This window comes from Nocardia amikacinitolerans NBRC 108937, from assembly GCF_001612615.1.
Taxonomy (GTDB): Bacteria; Actinomycetota; Actinomycetes; order Mycobacteriales; family Mycobacteriaceae; genus Nocardia; species Nocardia amikacinitolerans.
Window position 1 is genome coordinate 70,013 of record NZ_BDAU01000026.1, and the last position, 14,248, is coordinate 84,260.

Below are 14,248 nucleotides of genomic sequence, written 5' to 3' on the forward strand. Positions count from 1 at the left end.
CCTCGAGCAATTCTCAGCTTCCGCCGACACCGCAGGGAGGCATTCGGCCACGGGGCCGTTTCAGTGCACCGGAGCGGGGACCGCGGACTCCTCCTCGACCAGGTCACCGTTGATCGCGATGGCGGCCGCCGAGCCCGCGCCCGCTGCGGAGATCACCTGGGCGCCCGGGTCGGCGACGTTGCCCGCCGCCCACACCCCGGCCACGCTGGTCCGGCCGCGCGCGTCGGTGACCACGAAGCCGTCCGGACCGGTCGCGCAGCCGAGCGCGGTCAGCACGTCGTCGTTGGGCACGAAGGTGGGCGCGACGAACATCGCACCGCGCGGTACGGCCCGCCCGTCGACCATCTCCACGCCGCACAGTCGACCGTCCTCGACAACCAGCCGCGCGACCTCGCCGGGCACGACCCGCACACCGCGCGCGGCGAGCCGGGCCAGATCGTGCTCGGACAACTCCATCGTGTGCGGGAAGAACGTCACGTCGGCCGACCACTGCGGCAGCAGCAGCGCGACGTGCACAGCCCTCGCCACCGCACCCGGTTCTTTTCCGCCGAGCACGCCGAGCGGTCGATCGCGCACCTCGTAGCCGTGGCAGTACGGGCAGTGCAGCACGTCCGCGCCCCAGCGCTCGCGCACGCCGGGCAGCTCGGGCAGCACATCGCGCAAGCCGGTGGCGACCAGCACCCGTCGCGTCGTCAACCGCCCGCCGCCCGCCAGGTGGAGCGTGAATTCGCCCGTGCTCTCGTTCTTTTCGGCGCCGATCACCGCGTCGTCGAGCAACTCGCCGCTGTATCCCGCGACTTCCGCCGCGCCGATCGTCAGCAGCTCGCCGGGCGGAAGCCCGTCCCGCGACAGGAAACCGTGCATGTGCGCGGCGGGGGCGTTGCGCGGCGCACCGCCCCTGACCACCGCGACCCGCCGCCGCGCCCTGCTCAACACCAGCGCCGCCGACAATCCCGCCGCGCCGCCGCCGACGACGACCACGTCGTGGATCGCCTTGTCTTGTTCGATCATTCGCGATCACCTCCGAACCTCAGGCTGCCGAGGACGGCCCGGTATCGGCAACAATATTTGCCGTTTCCGGGAAATGAGCGTGCACTGGGGACATGGACCAACCGGGCATCATCCAGGCGCTGGCCGAGATCGGCCCCCGGCTCAGGGCGTTGCGCACCCACCGCGACATCACCCTGACCGCGCTCTCTGCGACGACCGGCATCTCCAAGAGCACGCTCTCGCGGCTGGAATCCGGCCAGCGCAAGGCCAGCCTGGAATTGCTGCTGCCGATCGCGCTGGCCTTGCAGGTGCCGCTCGACGAACTGGTGGCGGCCCCCAAGATCGCGGACCCCCGTGTGCACACCACGCCGCGACAGGTCAACGGGTACACCGTCCTTCCGCTCACCGCGCGGCCCGGCCCGCTCCATGCGTTCAAGATGATCCTGCCGCCCGAGCGCAAGGACCCCGATCCCCGCGTGCACGAGGGCTACGAGTGGCTCTACGTGCTGTCCGGCAGGCTGCGGCTGATCCTCGGCGAACACGATCTGATCATGGGTCCCGGCGAGACCGCGGAATTCGATACCCGGCAACCGCATTGGTTCGGCAGCACCGGGCGCGGGCCGGTGGAGATCCTGAGCCTGTTCGGCAGTCAGGGCGAGCGGATGCACGTGCGCGCCAGGCCGCGTCGCCCGGCGGTGACCGATCGGTAGCTCAGCGAGATACCAGCCGGTCGCGACGAATCATCCCTTCGATCGCGCGATCTCAGGGTTTTCCCGGTTGCCGAATCGGACCGGACTAGGGAGTCTGGAAGGGGTGAACCCCCCGCTCGATGCGCTCCCCCTGCACTCCCCCGAGCCGCGCATGCCGCTGGCCGCCGTCGGCGCGCTGACGCCGGTCGGCGTGCACGACCTGCGCGGTCGGACGATCGATGAATTGCGTTACCCCACAACGGCGGCCCTGATCTTCGCCGGAGTGCCCGGTGCGGGCAAGAGCACAGCGCTGCGGAAGTTCTTCGGTGCGACGGCGCAGGCCGAGGAGCCGCCCGCCGGTCCGTCCGGTTCGATCGTCCTGGATTCCCAGCACGCGCGAAACCGCTGGCGGCACCGGCTCGGCTGGCTCCCCTATCCGCTGTGGCGTCCGGTCGTGCACGTCGCGCACTACGCGGGGATCAAGGCGGCGCTGCGCGACGCCGACGGACCGGTGGTGATCCACGATTGCGGCACCTTCGGCTGGAGCCGCAGGATGATCGCGCGCTGGGCGGCGGAATATCGCAGGGACTTGCACGTCGTCATGCTCGACGTGCCCGCGACGGTGGCCAGGGCCGGCCAGTACGCCCGGGGCCGCCGCATCAACGGAATGTTCTTCACGTTGCACTGCCGCCGCTGGGACCGACTGATCCGAGACCTGGACCTCGAGGACCGGAACGCGCCGGTTCCGTCCTCGTCCGTCGTCATCGTGGACCGCTCCACCGTCAACCGCATGAGTCGCGTCGCGTTCGACGGCTGATCGCTCAGCGCACGAGCACCGTCAGTGCCGCGGGCACCGCGCGCAACGTGATCGGCAGCGTCCCCGCCGGTTCGCCATCGGCGGTGGCGGGCGCGCCCGGTGCGGTGAGAGTCACCGCGGCGGCACGGTATTGGGCCACGGCGGGATGGTCGATGCGTTTGCCCGCGGAGAGGGCGGGCAGCAGCCGCAGCATCTCCGCCCGGGACACCGCGCCGACCACCGTGAGATCCAGCAATCCGTCGTCCATTTCGGCGTCGGGGCAGATCAGCATGCCGCCGCCGTAGGTGCGGGTGTTGCCCACCGCGACCATCACCGCGTCGGTCTCGACGACGCCGTCGCCCGGCGGATTGTCCACCGCGCCTTCGGCAACGCCGGACAGCTCGATCCGGTAGGGCACGGTGAAACCGCCGGTGATCTCGGCCAGCGCGGCGAACGTGTAGCGGAGCCTGCCCTTGGGCCAGCTCATGCTGTTCGCGCGCAACGTGACTCGCGCGTCGAACCCGGTGCCGGTCACGGTGGCGAACCACATCGGAGTGAAATCCGGTGCGGGCGAATCGATCCGGCCGAGATCCAACACCTTGCGGCGCCCGGCGAGCACCACGTCGACCGCCGCGGCGGGATCGTCGGTGGGGATGCCGAGCGCCCGCGCCAGGTCGTTGCCCGTTCCGCTCGGCACCAGGCCGAGCGGGACGCCGGTCTGCGCGACCGCCTCCAGGATCACGCAGATCAGGCCGTCACCGCCGACGCACACCACCGCGTCGGGACGGGCGGCGGGATCCGGGTTCGCCAGCGAATCGCGCACCAGCCGGACGGATTCGGCGGCGGACGGCGCGCGAATCTCGGTGACCTCGACACCGCGCTCGGTGAGCCTGGCGATGGCCGCCGTCGCGGTGTCGTGGCCCTTGCCAGCGCCGGAGAGCCGGTTCGTGACGACCAGCGCCGAGCGAATGGCGCTTACCTGCGGGTTCATCAGATCAGTTTTCCAGGATTGAGGATGCCCGCGGGGTCCAATTCCCGTTTCACCGCGCGCAACACCCGGATGCCCAGCTCACCGACCTCGGCGGGCAGCCACGGGCGGTGGTCGGCGCCGACGGCGTGGTGGTGGGTGATGGTGCCGCCCGCGGCCATGATCGCGTCACCCACCGCGCGCTTGGCGATCTGCCACTGCGCGAGCGGATCGTCGAGTTGTTTGGCGACGACGGTGAAGTACAGCGAGGCGCCCGTCGGATAGGTGTGCGAGATGTGGCACATCACCAGCGGCGGCGTGCCCTGCGCACCGAGCGAATCGGTCAGCGCCGCGGTCACTTTCGCCTTGAGTTCGGCGATGTTGGACCAGGTCGTCGCGGTCTCCAGCGTCTCGCACAGCACCCCGACATCGAGCAGTGCGTCGCGCATGTAGGGCGCGGCGAACCGGCCGTGTTCCCATTCGCGGGCGGGTTTTTCGCCGAGTGCCGTGCCGCCCGCGGCGGTCAGCAGCGCGGTGGCTTCGGCGGAGCGGGCCGCGACGTGCTCGGCGGTGCCCTCGAAGGTGGTGATCGCGAGGCAGCCCGTCACCGCCTGGCCGCCGATGTCGCCGGAGCGGGCCAGGTTCAGGCCGGTCTCGGCCTCGTCGGACAGCCGGAAAACGGTCGGCGCGGCGCCCGCCTGCACCACGGTGCGCAGCGCGGCCGCGCCTGTGGTGAAGTCGGGGAACGACCACGCCTGGTACGCGGTGGTTTCCGGCAGCGGATGCACGCGCAGCGTGACCTCGGTGATCACGCCGAGCGCGCCTTCCGAGCCGACGAACAACTCGCGCAGATCCGGCCCTGCGGCGGAGGCGGGCGCGCGACCCAGCTCCAGCGAGCCGGTCGGGGTTGCGATCCGCAGGCGCTGCACCATGTCGTCGAAGCGCCCGTATCCGGCCGAGGCCTGACCGGAGGACCTGGTCGCGGCGAAGCCGCCGATGCTGGCGAATTCGAAGCTCTGCGGGAAGTGGCCCAGCGAAAGCCCGTGCGCGGCAAGCAGTTCCTCGGCCTGCGGTCCGGTGAGGCCCGCGCCGAGGGTCGCGGTGCCGCTCACCGGGTCGACCTCGGTGAGTCCGTCGATGCGGCGCAGGTCCAGTGCGATGACGCTGTCGAACTCGCCGCGCACCGGATCGACACCGCCGACGACGCTGGTGCCGCCGCCGAAGGGCACCACCGCGATGCCGTGCTCGGCGCAGTAGGCCAGCACCGCGAGCACCTGCTCGTGGTCGGCGGGAAAGACGATGGCGTCCGGTGCGTCTTGCGGACCCTCGGCGCGACGCCGCAGCAAATCGAGAGTGCTCTTGCCACCCGCGTGCCGTAGTCGATCGTGATGGTCGGCCGACACGTTGTCCGCGCCGACCACCTCGACCAACCCGTCCCGCTGCGCCGGCGTCAACGCCGACGCGCGGAGCGGCACGTCACCCTCATCGCGGCGCGCCACCGGGTCGCCGGACACCCCGAAAACCTGCGCGAGCAGGCCGCGGATCTGCGCCGAAAGCGGCTTGTGTCCGGCCGGGATACCCCAGGCGTCCCACACCATACTCGGTACCCGCGCGTCCGCGCCCGGGTTTGCCGCGGGAACGGAATGCCCGCCTGACTGCTGCGTCTCGACCATGCGTTACAGTTTGACATAGACTGTCAAGCAGTAACTGTCCGTCCCCGCTCGAAGCCCGGTGGTGATTCTCGTGACCGACGACCCGGACGCCGAACTTTCGGCCATCGACCTGGCCATTTTCGATGCCGCGCGCGCCTGCGTCCAGGAGTTCGGTGTCCGCCGGACCACACTCACCGAGGTGGCGCGGCGCGCCGGCGTCAGCAGGCCCACCGTGTACCGCCGCTGGCCAGACACCGGCGCACTGGTCGCCGAGCTACTGGTCCGCGAACTGCGCGGCATCCTCACCGCGGCCATGCCCGAGTCCGGCCCCGCGCGGGCCCGCCTGGTCGAAGGCGTGGTCGAGGGCGCGGGGATGGTGCGCTCGAATCCATTGTTCGGCAAGATCTTTCGCACGGACACCGATCTGATGCTCACCTACGTCTTCGGCAGGCTCGGGCGCAACCAGCGCACCCTCATCGAGCTGTTCGCCGCGGGGATCCGGGACGGCCAGCGCGACGGCTCCATCCGGTCCGGCGATTCGCTCCAGCTGGCCACCATGCTGCTGCTCATCGTCCAGTCCGCGGTGCAGTCGGCGGGGACGGTCGCGCCACTGCTACCCGCCCCCGAACTGGACACCGAACTGGCCCGCGCCATCGACGGCTACCTCCGCCCCGGCGATCCCGAACGACGAAAGGTTCTGGCATGACCGACAATCCGGTGACCCGCGGGGACTCCGCCCTCAATGCCGAGCGCCGCGCGCGCGAACTGCGCGCACTCGGCGACGGCGGCGCGATCGACGTGCTGGTGATCGGCGGCGGCGTCACCGGGGCCGGCGCCGCGCTGGATGCCGCCGCGCGCGGGCTGCGCACCGTGCTGGTGGAGCGGCACGACCTCGCGTTCGGGACGAGCCGGTGGAGTTCGAAGCTGGTGCACGGCGGTTTGCGCTATCTCGCCAGCGGGCGGGTCGGGATCGCGCACGAGAGCGCGGTCGAGCGCGGCATCCTGATCGGCACCACCGCACCGCATTTGGTGCGTCCGCTGCCGCAACTTGTTCCGCTGCTGCCGAATATCGGTGCGGCGCAACGGGCATTGATCCGCGCGGGGTTCGTCGCGGGTGACGCGCTGCGGCGCGGCGCGGGCACGCCTGCCTCGATCCTGCCGCGCTCGCGGCACGTCGCCGCCGCGGAGGCATTGCGTTTGGCGCCGACCGTGCGTCGGGCGGGTCTGCGCGGCGGGCTTCAGGCGTGGGACGGGCAGCTGGTGGACGACGCGCGCTTGGTCGTCGCGCTGGCCCGCACCGCGGCGGCCGAGGGCGCGACAGTGCTCACGAGAGTGGAAGCCATTGACGTGACTGGAGATTCGGCCTCCTTGCGCGACACGCTCTCCGGCGAGACCCTTTCCATCCGTGCCCGCGCGGTGATCAACGCCACCGGCGTGTGGGCCGACCAGGTCGACCCGAGCATCGAGCTGCGCCCGAGTCGCGGCACCCACCTGGTCTTCTCCGCCGAGGCCTTCGGCGGGCTCAGCGCCTCGCTCACCGTGCCGGTGCCCGGCAGCACCAGCCGATTCGTCTTCGCCTTCCCCGCCGCGCACGGGCGGGTCTACCTCGGGCTGACCGACGAAGACGCGCCAGGCCCGGTGCCCGACGACCCGCAGCCCACCGAGGCCGAGGTCGACTTCCTGCTCGACACCATCAACACCGCGCTACGAGAACCATTGACCCGCGCCGACATTCGCGGCCGCTACGCGGGTCTGCGCCCGCTGCTGAAGACCGAAGACGGCAGCACCGCCGACATCTCCCGCGAGCACGCCGTGCTGCACTCACCGACCGGCGTGATCACGATCGTGGGCGGCAAACTCACCACGTACCGGCAGATGGCCGAGGACGTCGTCGACGCGGCGGTGCGCCACGCCCGCCTCGACGCGGCGCCCTGCTCGACCAAGCGGCTGCCGCTGGTCGGCGCGGTCTCCGGCGCGGCGCGGGATCGCCTCGTCGCCGCCCCGCTGCTGGTGGAACGCTACGGCAGCGAGGCGCCCGCCGTCACCGCCCTGGCGGCCCTCGACCCGGCCCTGCGCGAACCCGTCGCGCCCGGAATGGACGTCATCGGCGCCGAATTCGCCTTCGCCCTCTCCCATGAGGGCGCACTGCACGTCGACGACCTGCTCGACCGCCGCACCCGCATCGGCCTCGTTCCGGAAGACCGCACCGCCGCCCTCCCCGCGGCCACCGCGGCCCTCGCCACGACCTGACCGACCGCGGTTCGAGCTACGTGCCTCGCCCTGCTCTCAGACAACGCATTACATACCCGGTATGCTGAGACGCGTCACATGAGTGATGCTGAGAGGTGGGACCGCCGTTCGAGCGACGGCCCCACCGGGTGGGTCAGGAGGCCCGCACTCGGCGGACCAGAACGAGTGCCCCGGCGATCACGGCAGCTATGGTCAAGATGATGCCGTAATCGACCGGGGCCTCACTCTTTTTCCGGCGATGTTTCGCCACTCCCACCACCTCCTCCCTGGGCGCGGTGTCTGGACCAATGTCCACCGCCCCTCGGCAGGAGGTGAGAGCACTCTACGTGAGCGCGCCGACGGAAATTCTTGCCCCCCAAAGTGATCCGATGACCAAATCGCCCCTGGTGATCAGTCGCGGACCCACGTCGCCAGTTCCGCGCGCATGCAGGCGCGGGGCCAGCGGTCCAGGCCGTGGTCGGCTTCGGCGCGGCGCAGGGTGCGCAGGCCCGGCGTCTCCTCGTCGGATGCGAGGTAGCGGAAACCGAGGCGCTCGTAGTACGGCCCGTTCCAGCTCACGTCGGTGAAGGTGGTCAGGGTGATGGCGGGCAGGTCGTGTGCGCGCGCCCAGTCGACGGCGTGGTCGATGAGGTGCTTGCCGATGCGACGACCGGCGTATTCCGGGTCGACCGATACCTGGTCGACGTGCGCGTTGCCGTCGACGATGCCGAGGACGAGGTAGGCGATCGGCCGGTCGCTGTCGTCGGTCGCGACCCAGGCCCGCCCGGCGCGCTGGAACTCGCGGAGGGTGGCGAGCGGCGGCGGCTCGTCGTCCGCGACGGCCGTCATGCCGATATCGGCGAAAGGCTTACCGGCCGCGCGTTCGATGTCCTGGAGAACGGGCAGGTCGGCCTCGGTCGCCGGTCTGATGGTTGGCATGTCAGGAGTATCGCCGGACAGCCGGACGAAGTCGCGCGCATTTCCCGCCCGGGGATGTGCCCCGCCCCGGGGCACATCCCCGGATCCGTCTACGTCGACTCTCGGTCATGCACCGGCAACCCCGCAGCGGCGGAACGAGACCGCACGTGATCGAGACGACAACGGAGCGCGGGGGAACACCCGTCGGCCGCGAAGTCGACTCGATCACGACCGACCGATCCGCCGGGCCGGAATCTTCGCGCGACTCTCCGCGTTTCCCTGCGGATTCCCCGCTCGGAGCGACCGGTCGGCCGGTTGCTCGCGACCCGATCCGCCCGGTCGCGTAGCGTGCGAGCCTCTATGCTGGACGCCGGTAGTGCGCGGGAAGGAGGCGCGGGTGCGCAAGAACCCGTCGACCGTAGGGATCGCGCCGGGCGATGGTCTGATTGCACGCTTCGGCGCGGTGGTGGTGTATCTCGCGGGTGAAACCGCTTCCACCGACCGGATTCTCGGTGCGATCGAGGCGGTCGCCGAGGGGGACCACCCCGGTGCCGCGATCGCACAACGACTGGCCGCCGTGGTGTTCGGCAGCGGCTCCGAACCCCCGCCGTTCGGGGTGGTCGCACCGACCGACGACGGCACGGTGATTCTGCTGCGCGGAAAGGTCGCCGCCGAGATCCACGGCGCGGAGGGCGCGCGCAGGCTCTCCGGCGCGCGTGCGTTCACCTGGGTGGACGAGATCGTGCGCGAGCCGGTGCGCCGCATCACCGTGGGCGCCGACACCGGTTCCACGATCACCGCGCTGCCCCGAACCGACCTGCGCGCGGGCATTGTGCCGGGCGGCGGGTTCGAATGGCGCGTGGCCGTGCGTCGAGCGGGCGGCGCACCGAAGTCACCGCAGCGCGCCACCGTCACCGCGAAACCCGGGGCCGCCGAACCGCCCGCGACCGCGCCCGCCGGCTTCGAGGCCTTGACCGACGATTCCGACGACGCCCGAAGCGACGACCTCCCCGCCGAGACGAGCGCCGGTCGCCCGTCCGTGACCGACCGCCCGCTGGACATCGGCACCAGGGCGATGCCGCTGGCCTGGTCCCAGACGTCCGGCTTCGGCTCCGCACGACCCGAACCCGTTGCCTTGCAGAAGAACCCCGCCACCCGCGGCGTCCGCGTCCCGCCGCCGCGGCCGCCGAAGGGCTCGCCGCAGGCCGACGCCCCGACGGGCGCGCTGGTCTTCGAGGACACCGCCTACCCGCTGGACCGCCCGTACGTCATCGGTCGCAGCCCCACCGCCGACGACTCGGTGCGCAACGCCATCGCGTCCCCGCTGGCGGTGCCGAGGGACCGCCACGTCTCGCGGGTGCACGCCTACATCTCGCTCAATCGCGGCAAGGTCTTCGTCCGCGACGCGTCCACGCCCGCGGGCACCTACGTCGCGGGCCCCGGCACGGACACCTGGACTCGGATCGGGACCGCGCCGGTCGAGCTGCCGCCCGGCTGGCGTATCCGGATCGGCGAGAAGGTCCTCACCCACCGCACCGACGAGCGCCATCCGGCGACGGCCCAGACCCGCAGATCCTGAGGCGACCGGCCCCGCTCCGCGGCCTACGATGCGAAGACTGCGCCAGCTGAGACAGTCGTCGTGCGGAGAGGACAATAGGGACATGCATCGTCACGGCCCGACCGAGGACATCGATGAATCCGCGCTGACCGTCACCGCGCCGAAAGAGCAGGCCGCGGGGGTCACGGCGGTGGCCGTGGCGCTGAAACGCTCGGTCGAGGAGATGGGCGTCGTCCGCACCGCCCGCACGCTGGCCAGGCTCAACCAGGTCAACGGCTTCGACTGCCCCGGCTGCGCGTGGCCGGAGCCGAGCGGGCACCGACGCCCCGCGGAGTTCTGCGAGAACGGAGCCAAGGCCGTCGCCGAGGAGGCGACGCTGCGCACCGTGACGCCGGAGTTCTTCGCCACCCACTCGGTCGACGAGCTGGCCGGGAAATCCGGCTACTGGCTCGGCCAGCAGGGCAGGCTCACCCATCCGATGGTGCTGCGCCCCGGCGACACGCATTACTCCCCCATCGCCTGGGACGAGGCCTACCGCCTGATCGCCGACCAGCTGCGCGCACTCTCCTCGCCCGACGAGGCCGTGTTCTACACCTCGGGCCGCACCGCCAACGAGACGGCGTTCCTCTACCAGTTGCTGGTCCGCAGCTACGGCACCAACAACCTGCCGGACTGCTCGAACATGTGCCACGAGTCCTCCGGCGCGGCGCTGATCAGCTCCATCGGCATCGGCAAGGGCTCGGTCTCGATCGACGACTTCGGCAAGGCCGATCTGATCATCGTCGCGGGCCAGAACCCCGGCACCAATCATCCCCGCATGCTCAGCGCGCTCGCCGACGCCAAGGCCAATGGCGCCAAGGTGATCGCGGTCAACCCGCTGCCCGAGACCGGTCTGCTCGGCTTCCGTGACCCGCAGACCGTGCGCGGCGTCACGACCGGCGTCGCCATCGCCGACGATTTCCTGCAAATTCGGCTCGGCGGCGATATGGCTCTGTTCCAAGGTCTCGGCAAATTGCTCTTCGAGGCCGAAGACCTGGCACCGGGCACCGTGATCGACCGCGCGTTCGTCGACGCGCATTGCGCGGGCTTCGCCGACTACGAAAGGCACACGCGCGCGGTCGATCTCGATGTCGTGCAGGCCGCAACCGGACTGTCCATGGCGGAACTCGAGCGCACCGCGCGGCTGCTCGCCGAGTCGCGCAGCACCATCATCTGCTGGGCGATGGGCCTGACCCAGCAGGCGCACGGCGTCGCCACCATCGAGGAGGCGACCAACCTGCTGTTGCTGCGCGGCATGATCGGCAAGCCGGGCGCGGGCGTGTGCCCGGTGCGCGGACACTCCAACGTGCAGGGCGACCGCACGATGGGCATCTGGGAGAAGATGCCCGACACCTTCCTCGACGCGCTCGACCGCGAGTTCGGCATCACCAGTCCGCGCGAACACGGCTGGGACACAGTCAATTCCATCCGAGCCATGCGCGACGGCCACGCCAAGGTGTTCTTCGGCATGGGCGGCAACTTCGTCTCGGCCACCCCCGACACCGAAGTCACCGAGGCCGCGCTGCGCAATTGCGAACTCACCGTGCAGGTCTCGACCAAACTCAACCGCAGCCACGTGGTGCACGGGCGCACCGCGCTGATCCTGCCCACCCTCGGTCGCACCGACAAGGACGTCCAAGACGGGACGAAACAGCAAGTGTCGGTCGAGGATTCGATGTCGATGGTGCACCTGTCCACCGGCCGCCTCGAACCCGTCAGCGATCAGCTGCGCAGCGAGGTCGCCATCGTCTGCGAACTCGCCCTCGCGCTGTTCGGCGCGGACCATCCCGTGCCGTGGGCGCGCTACCAGCGCGACTACGACAAGATCCGCGACGCCATCGCCCGCGTGGTGCCAGGGTGTTCCGACTACAACACCAAGGTCCGGCAGCGCAACGGTTTCGTCCTGCCGCATCCGCCGCGCGACAGCCGCGAATTCCGCACGTCGACCGGTCGGGCCAACTTCGCGGTCAACCCGCTGACCTGGGTGCCGGTACCCGAAGGCAAGCTGATCTTGCAGACGCTGCGCAGCCACGACCAGTACAACACCACCATCTACGGGCTCGACGACCGCTACCGCGGCGTGCACGGCGGGCGGCGGGTGGTCCTGGTGAATCAGCAGGACATCGCCGAATTCGGCTTCGCGGACGGCGATCTCGTCGATCTGGTCTCGGAGTGGACCGACGGCGTTGAGCGTCGCGTGCAAGGCTTCCGCGTGGCCGCCTACCCGACGCCGCGCGGCAACGCCGCCGCCTACTATCCCGAGACCAATCCGCTCGTCCCGCTGGATCATGTTGCGGCGCGGTCCAATACGCCGGTCTCCAAGGCGGTGCCCATCCGGCTGGAGCGACACGTGCACGTCGGAGCCGGGTCGTGAAGGAGCGTCGGCGAGTGAACCGTCACCACGGCCCGACGCCGCACAGCGCAGGCGAGGCGACGTCGTGAGCAGGGTTACCGCGCGCCGCCGCACACTGCGCCTGTCTCCCTCCGGCGAGATCCAGCGCCCCGACACGCTGGCCGTGGAGGAACCGCTGGAGATCCGCCTCGGCGGGCAATCGCTGACGGTCACCATGCGCACCCCCGGCTCCGATATCGACCTGGTGCACGGATTCCTGTTGAGCGAGAACATCATCGGGTCGGCCGAAGACGTGGTCAGCGCCCGGTACTGCGCGGGCACCGACGCGGAGGGCCGCAACACCTACAACGTGCTCGATGTAGCACTGCGCGTCCCCGCCCCTGCTCGCGCCCGCAACTTCCTCACCACCAGTTCGTGCGGACTCTGCGGCAAAACCGCACTGGACGAGGTCGGGGCGCGCACCCGCTACCCGATCCCGGCCGACTCCTTGGCTGTCGACCCGTCCGCGCTCGCCGCGATGCCCGAGACCCTGCGCGCGCGGCAGTCGGTCTTCGACGCCACCGGCGGTCTGCACGCGGCGGGCCTGTTCACCGCCGACGGGACCGCGCTCGCGGTGCGGGAAGACATCGGCAGACACAACGCGGTGGACAAGGTACTCGGCTGGGCGTTGCGCGAAAAACGCGTTCCGGCAGCGGATCTGGTGCTCATCGTGAGCGGAAGGGCGTCCTTCGAGCTGGTCCAGAAGGCGGTGATGGCTGGCGTGCCGATGCTGGGCGCGGTGTCGGCGCCGAGCTCACTGGCGGTCGACTTGGCCGACGAATCCGGCCTCACCTTGGTCGGGTTCCTGCGCGGGGACACCATGAACGTCTACTCCGGCGCGCACCGCTTGGAGCGACGTTCCTCCGCCCGTCCGGCGAGCTGACCCCACCCCTTCGGCGAGCTGACCCAGCCCGTCCGGGCGAGCTGTCCCAGCCCCGCCGAGGTGACTATTGCCCGGCCCCCGATGTCCGATTTACCGTGACTTCACCCCCGAACGCCCTTCGGCGAGGAACGGAGCCAACGATGCGGATCTCGGTAGAAGGAAAGTCCGGCGGCGTGCGCGTCCGTATGCGTTTCGAGCAGCACCGCCGCCGTTGGCTGGCCGTGCGAATCATGTTGGGAATTCTGACCTTCCAGGGCGCCGTGATCGGCCTGTGGGCGGTGCTCGCGCCGCACTCCTGGTACACCAGCTTCCCCGGGTTCGGTATGCAGTGGATCGCCGTCGACGGGCCCTACAACCACCATCTGGCCGGCGACGTCGGCGCCTTCTTCTTGGCCCTCGCCGCGGTGAGCGGCTTCGCGCTGTGGCGCGGCGGCAGCGCGCTGGCACAGGCCGCAGGACTGGGTTGGCTGGTCTTCGCCACCCCGCATCTGATCTACCACGCGTCGCACAAGCCGGACGCGATGAGCGGCGTCAGCTTCACATTGAGCCTGCTCGCCGCCGCGGCCCTGCTGGCGCTCGGCGCGGCCTGCCTGTTGGTGCCGCCGCGTGGTCCGCAGGCGCCGGACCCCAAACCCATCGATTTCCATTTCCCACGCCGCCGCACGACCCGCTGAGGGCGGGGTGGAAGTGCCTGGCCGGAGGCGATGCGCGTCGCACGGAAAGCCCGGGGAGACCGTCGGCGCGAGCCGCTGGTAGGTCACCTCGGGCGTGCTGGCGTGCGCCTCCGGCTCGAGCCAGGTCGCTACGGCGTCGTCAGTCCTTCAGTGCTTCGAGCAGCGCCGCCCGCTGCCGGGCGCCCAGGCCGCCGATGCGGCGGTCCTCGGGAATCTCGGCCTGATCCATCAGCTTCGCGGCCTTCACCGGACCGACGCCGGGCAGGGCCTTGATCACCGCCGCGACCTTGGTCTTCTTCACCAGATCGTCGGACTCCGCCTTCTTCAGCAGGTCGGCGACCGACACCTTGCCGGCCTTCACCTTGCCGATCAATTCGGAGCGCGCCTTGCGCACCGCAGCCGCTTTGGCCAACGCCTCGGTGCGTTGCTCGGCGGTCATCGTGGGCAGTGCCATGTCTCCT

The 14,248-nt window shown here is 70.6% G+C and carries 13 protein-coding genes; 8 read left to right on the forward strand and 5 right to left on the reverse strand.

Going from position 1 to position 14,248, the window contains the following annotated elements; genetic code table 11:
• Positions 1-60: 60 nt before the first annotated feature.
• Positions 61-1,011, reverse strand: a complete 951-nt coding sequence (locus NAM01S_RS19910) for an NAD(P)/FAD-dependent oxidoreductase (RefSeq protein ID WP_067787425.1) — start codon at positions 1,009-1,011, stop codon at positions 61-63.
• Positions 1,012-1,103: 92 nt separating this feature from the next.
• Between NAM01S_RS19910 and NAM01S_RS19915 the strand changes: the two genes are divergently transcribed.
• Together NAM01S_RS19915 and NAM01S_RS19920 are read left to right on the forward strand one after the other, a co-directional pair.
• The gene (locus tag NAM01S_RS19915) at positions 1,104-1,700 is read left to right on the forward strand and encodes a helix-turn-helix domain-containing protein (protein WP_067787427.1); all 597 of its coding nucleotides are present in this window, start codon (positions 1,104-1,106) and stop codon (positions 1,698-1,700) included.
• 103 nt (positions 1,701-1,803) lie between these two features.
• The gene (locus NAM01S_RS19920) at positions 1,804-2,496 is read left to right on the forward strand and encodes a P-loop NTPase family protein (RefSeq protein ID WP_253798969.1); all 693 of its coding nucleotides are present in this window, start codon (positions 1,804-1,806) and stop codon (positions 2,494-2,496) included.
• 4 nt (positions 2,497-2,500) lie between these two features.
• On the opposite strand, the gene NAM01S_RS19925 is transcribed toward NAM01S_RS19920, so the two are convergent.
• Both NAM01S_RS19925 and NAM01S_RS19930 read right to left on the reverse strand, forming a co-directional pair.
• Positions 2,501-3,466 carry a diacylglycerol kinase family protein gene (locus NAM01S_RS19925; protein WP_067787429.1) on the reverse strand — a complete coding sequence of 322 codons (966 nt, stop codon included), beginning with the start codon at positions 3,464-3,466 and terminating at the stop codon, positions 2,501-2,503.
• Positions 3,466-5,040: an FAD-binding oxidoreductase gene (locus NAM01S_RS19930; protein ID WP_067787431.1), complete on the reverse strand. Its 1,575-nt coding sequence runs from the start codon at positions 5,038-5,040 to the stop codon at positions 3,466-3,468. Before NAM01S_RS19930 ends, NAM01S_RS19925 begins: the two co-directional genes overlap by 1 nt.
• A gap of 139 nt (positions 5,041-5,179) precedes the next feature.
• Here NAM01S_RS19930 and NAM01S_RS19935 point away from each other — a divergent pair, with 139 nt between their 5' ends.
• Positions 5,180-5,800 (forward strand): TetR/AcrR family transcriptional regulator, encoded by a 621-nt coding sequence (locus tag NAM01S_RS19935; protein ID WP_084483108.1) that lies wholly within the window; start codon positions 5,180-5,182, stop codon positions 5,798-5,800.
• A complete protein-coding gene (locus NAM01S_RS19940) occupies positions 5,797-7,344 on the forward strand; it encodes a glycerol-3-phosphate dehydrogenase/oxidase (RefSeq protein WP_067787433.1) in 1,548 nt (515 codons plus the stop codon). The genes NAM01S_RS19935 and NAM01S_RS19940 overlap by 4 nt, the downstream gene beginning before the upstream one ends.
• 390 nt (positions 7,345-7,734) lie before the next feature.
• On the opposite strand, the gene NAM01S_RS19945 is transcribed toward NAM01S_RS19940, so the two are convergent.
• On the reverse strand, positions 7,735-8,262 hold the full coding sequence (locus NAM01S_RS19945) for a GNAT family N-acetyltransferase (protein WP_067787435.1): 528 nt from the start codon (positions 8,260-8,262) through the stop codon (positions 7,735-7,737).
• A 376-nt stretch (positions 8,263-8,638) separates the two neighbouring features.
• Between NAM01S_RS19945 and NAM01S_RS19950 the strand changes: the two genes are divergently transcribed.
• The 4 genes from NAM01S_RS19950 (at position 8,639) to NAM01S_RS19965 (ending at position 13,787) form a co-directional block, all read left to right on the forward strand.
• Positions 8,639-9,820, forward strand: coding sequence for an FHA domain-containing protein (locus tag NAM01S_RS19950; protein ID WP_169810876.1), 1,182 nt, complete (start codon positions 8,639-8,641; stop codon positions 9,818-9,820).
• Between the two features lie 82 nt (positions 9,821-9,902).
• A complete protein-coding gene (locus tag NAM01S_RS19955; RefSeq protein ID WP_067787438.1) occupies positions 9,903-12,212 on the forward strand; it encodes an FdhF/YdeP family oxidoreductase in 2,310 nt (769 codons plus the stop codon).
• A 64-nt stretch (positions 12,213-12,276) separates the two neighbouring features.
• Positions 12,277-13,113 carry a formate dehydrogenase accessory sulfurtransferase FdhD gene (gene fdhD / locus NAM01S_RS19960; protein WP_067787441.1) on the forward strand — a complete coding sequence of 279 codons (837 nt, stop codon included), beginning with the start codon at positions 12,277-12,279 and terminating at the stop codon, positions 13,111-13,113.
• A gap of 140 nt (positions 13,114-13,253) precedes the next feature.
• Positions 13,254-13,787 carry a hypothetical protein gene (locus tag NAM01S_RS19965; RefSeq protein ID WP_067787443.1) on the forward strand — a complete coding sequence of 178 codons (534 nt, stop codon included), beginning with the start codon at positions 13,254-13,256 and terminating at the stop codon, positions 13,785-13,787.
• A gap of 139 nt (positions 13,788-13,926) precedes the next feature.
• Here NAM01S_RS19965 and mihF read toward each other — a convergent pair whose 3' ends face one another.
• Complete coding sequence (mihF, locus tag NAM01S_RS19970) at positions 13,927-14,241, reverse strand: integration host factor, actinobacterial type (protein WP_067787445.1); 315 nt, start codon at positions 14,239-14,241, stop codon at positions 13,927-13,929.
• Positions 14,242-14,248 lie beyond the last annotated feature (7 nt).

Coding starts and splice junctions, on each gene's coding strand:
- NAM01S_RS19910 (WP_067787425.1), bottom strand. CDS start 1,011: ATGATCGAACAAGACAAGGCGATCCACGACGTGGTCGTCGTCGGCGGC.
- NAM01S_RS19915 (WP_067787427.1), top strand. CDS start 1,104: ATGGACCAACCGGGCATCATCCAGGCGCTGGCCGAGATCGGCCCCCGG.
- NAM01S_RS19925 (WP_067787429.1), bottom strand. CDS start 3,466: ATGAACCCGCAGGTAAGCGCCATTCGCTCGGCGCTGGTCGTCACGAAC.
- NAM01S_RS19930 (WP_067787431.1), bottom strand. CDS start 5,040: ATGGTGTGGGACGCCTGGGGTATCCCGGCCGGACACAAGCCGCTTTCG.
- NAM01S_RS19940 (WP_067787433.1), top strand. CDS start 5,797: ATGACCGACAATCCGGTGACCCGCGGGGACTCCGCCCTCAATGCCGAG.
- NAM01S_RS19945 (WP_067787435.1), bottom strand. CDS start 8,262: ATGCCAACCATCAGACCGGCGACCGAGGCCGACCTGCCCGTTCTCCAG.
- NAM01S_RS19955 (WP_067787438.1), top strand. CDS start 9,903: ATGCATCGTCACGGCCCGACCGAGGACATCGATGAATCCGCGCTGACC.
- NAM01S_RS19965 (WP_067787443.1), top strand. CDS start 13,254: ATGCGGATCTCGGTAGAAGGAAAGTCCGGCGGCGTGCGCGTCCGTATG.
- mihF (WP_067787445.1), bottom strand. CDS start 14,241: ATGGCACTGCCCACGATGACCGCCGAGCAACGCACCGAGGCGTTGGCC.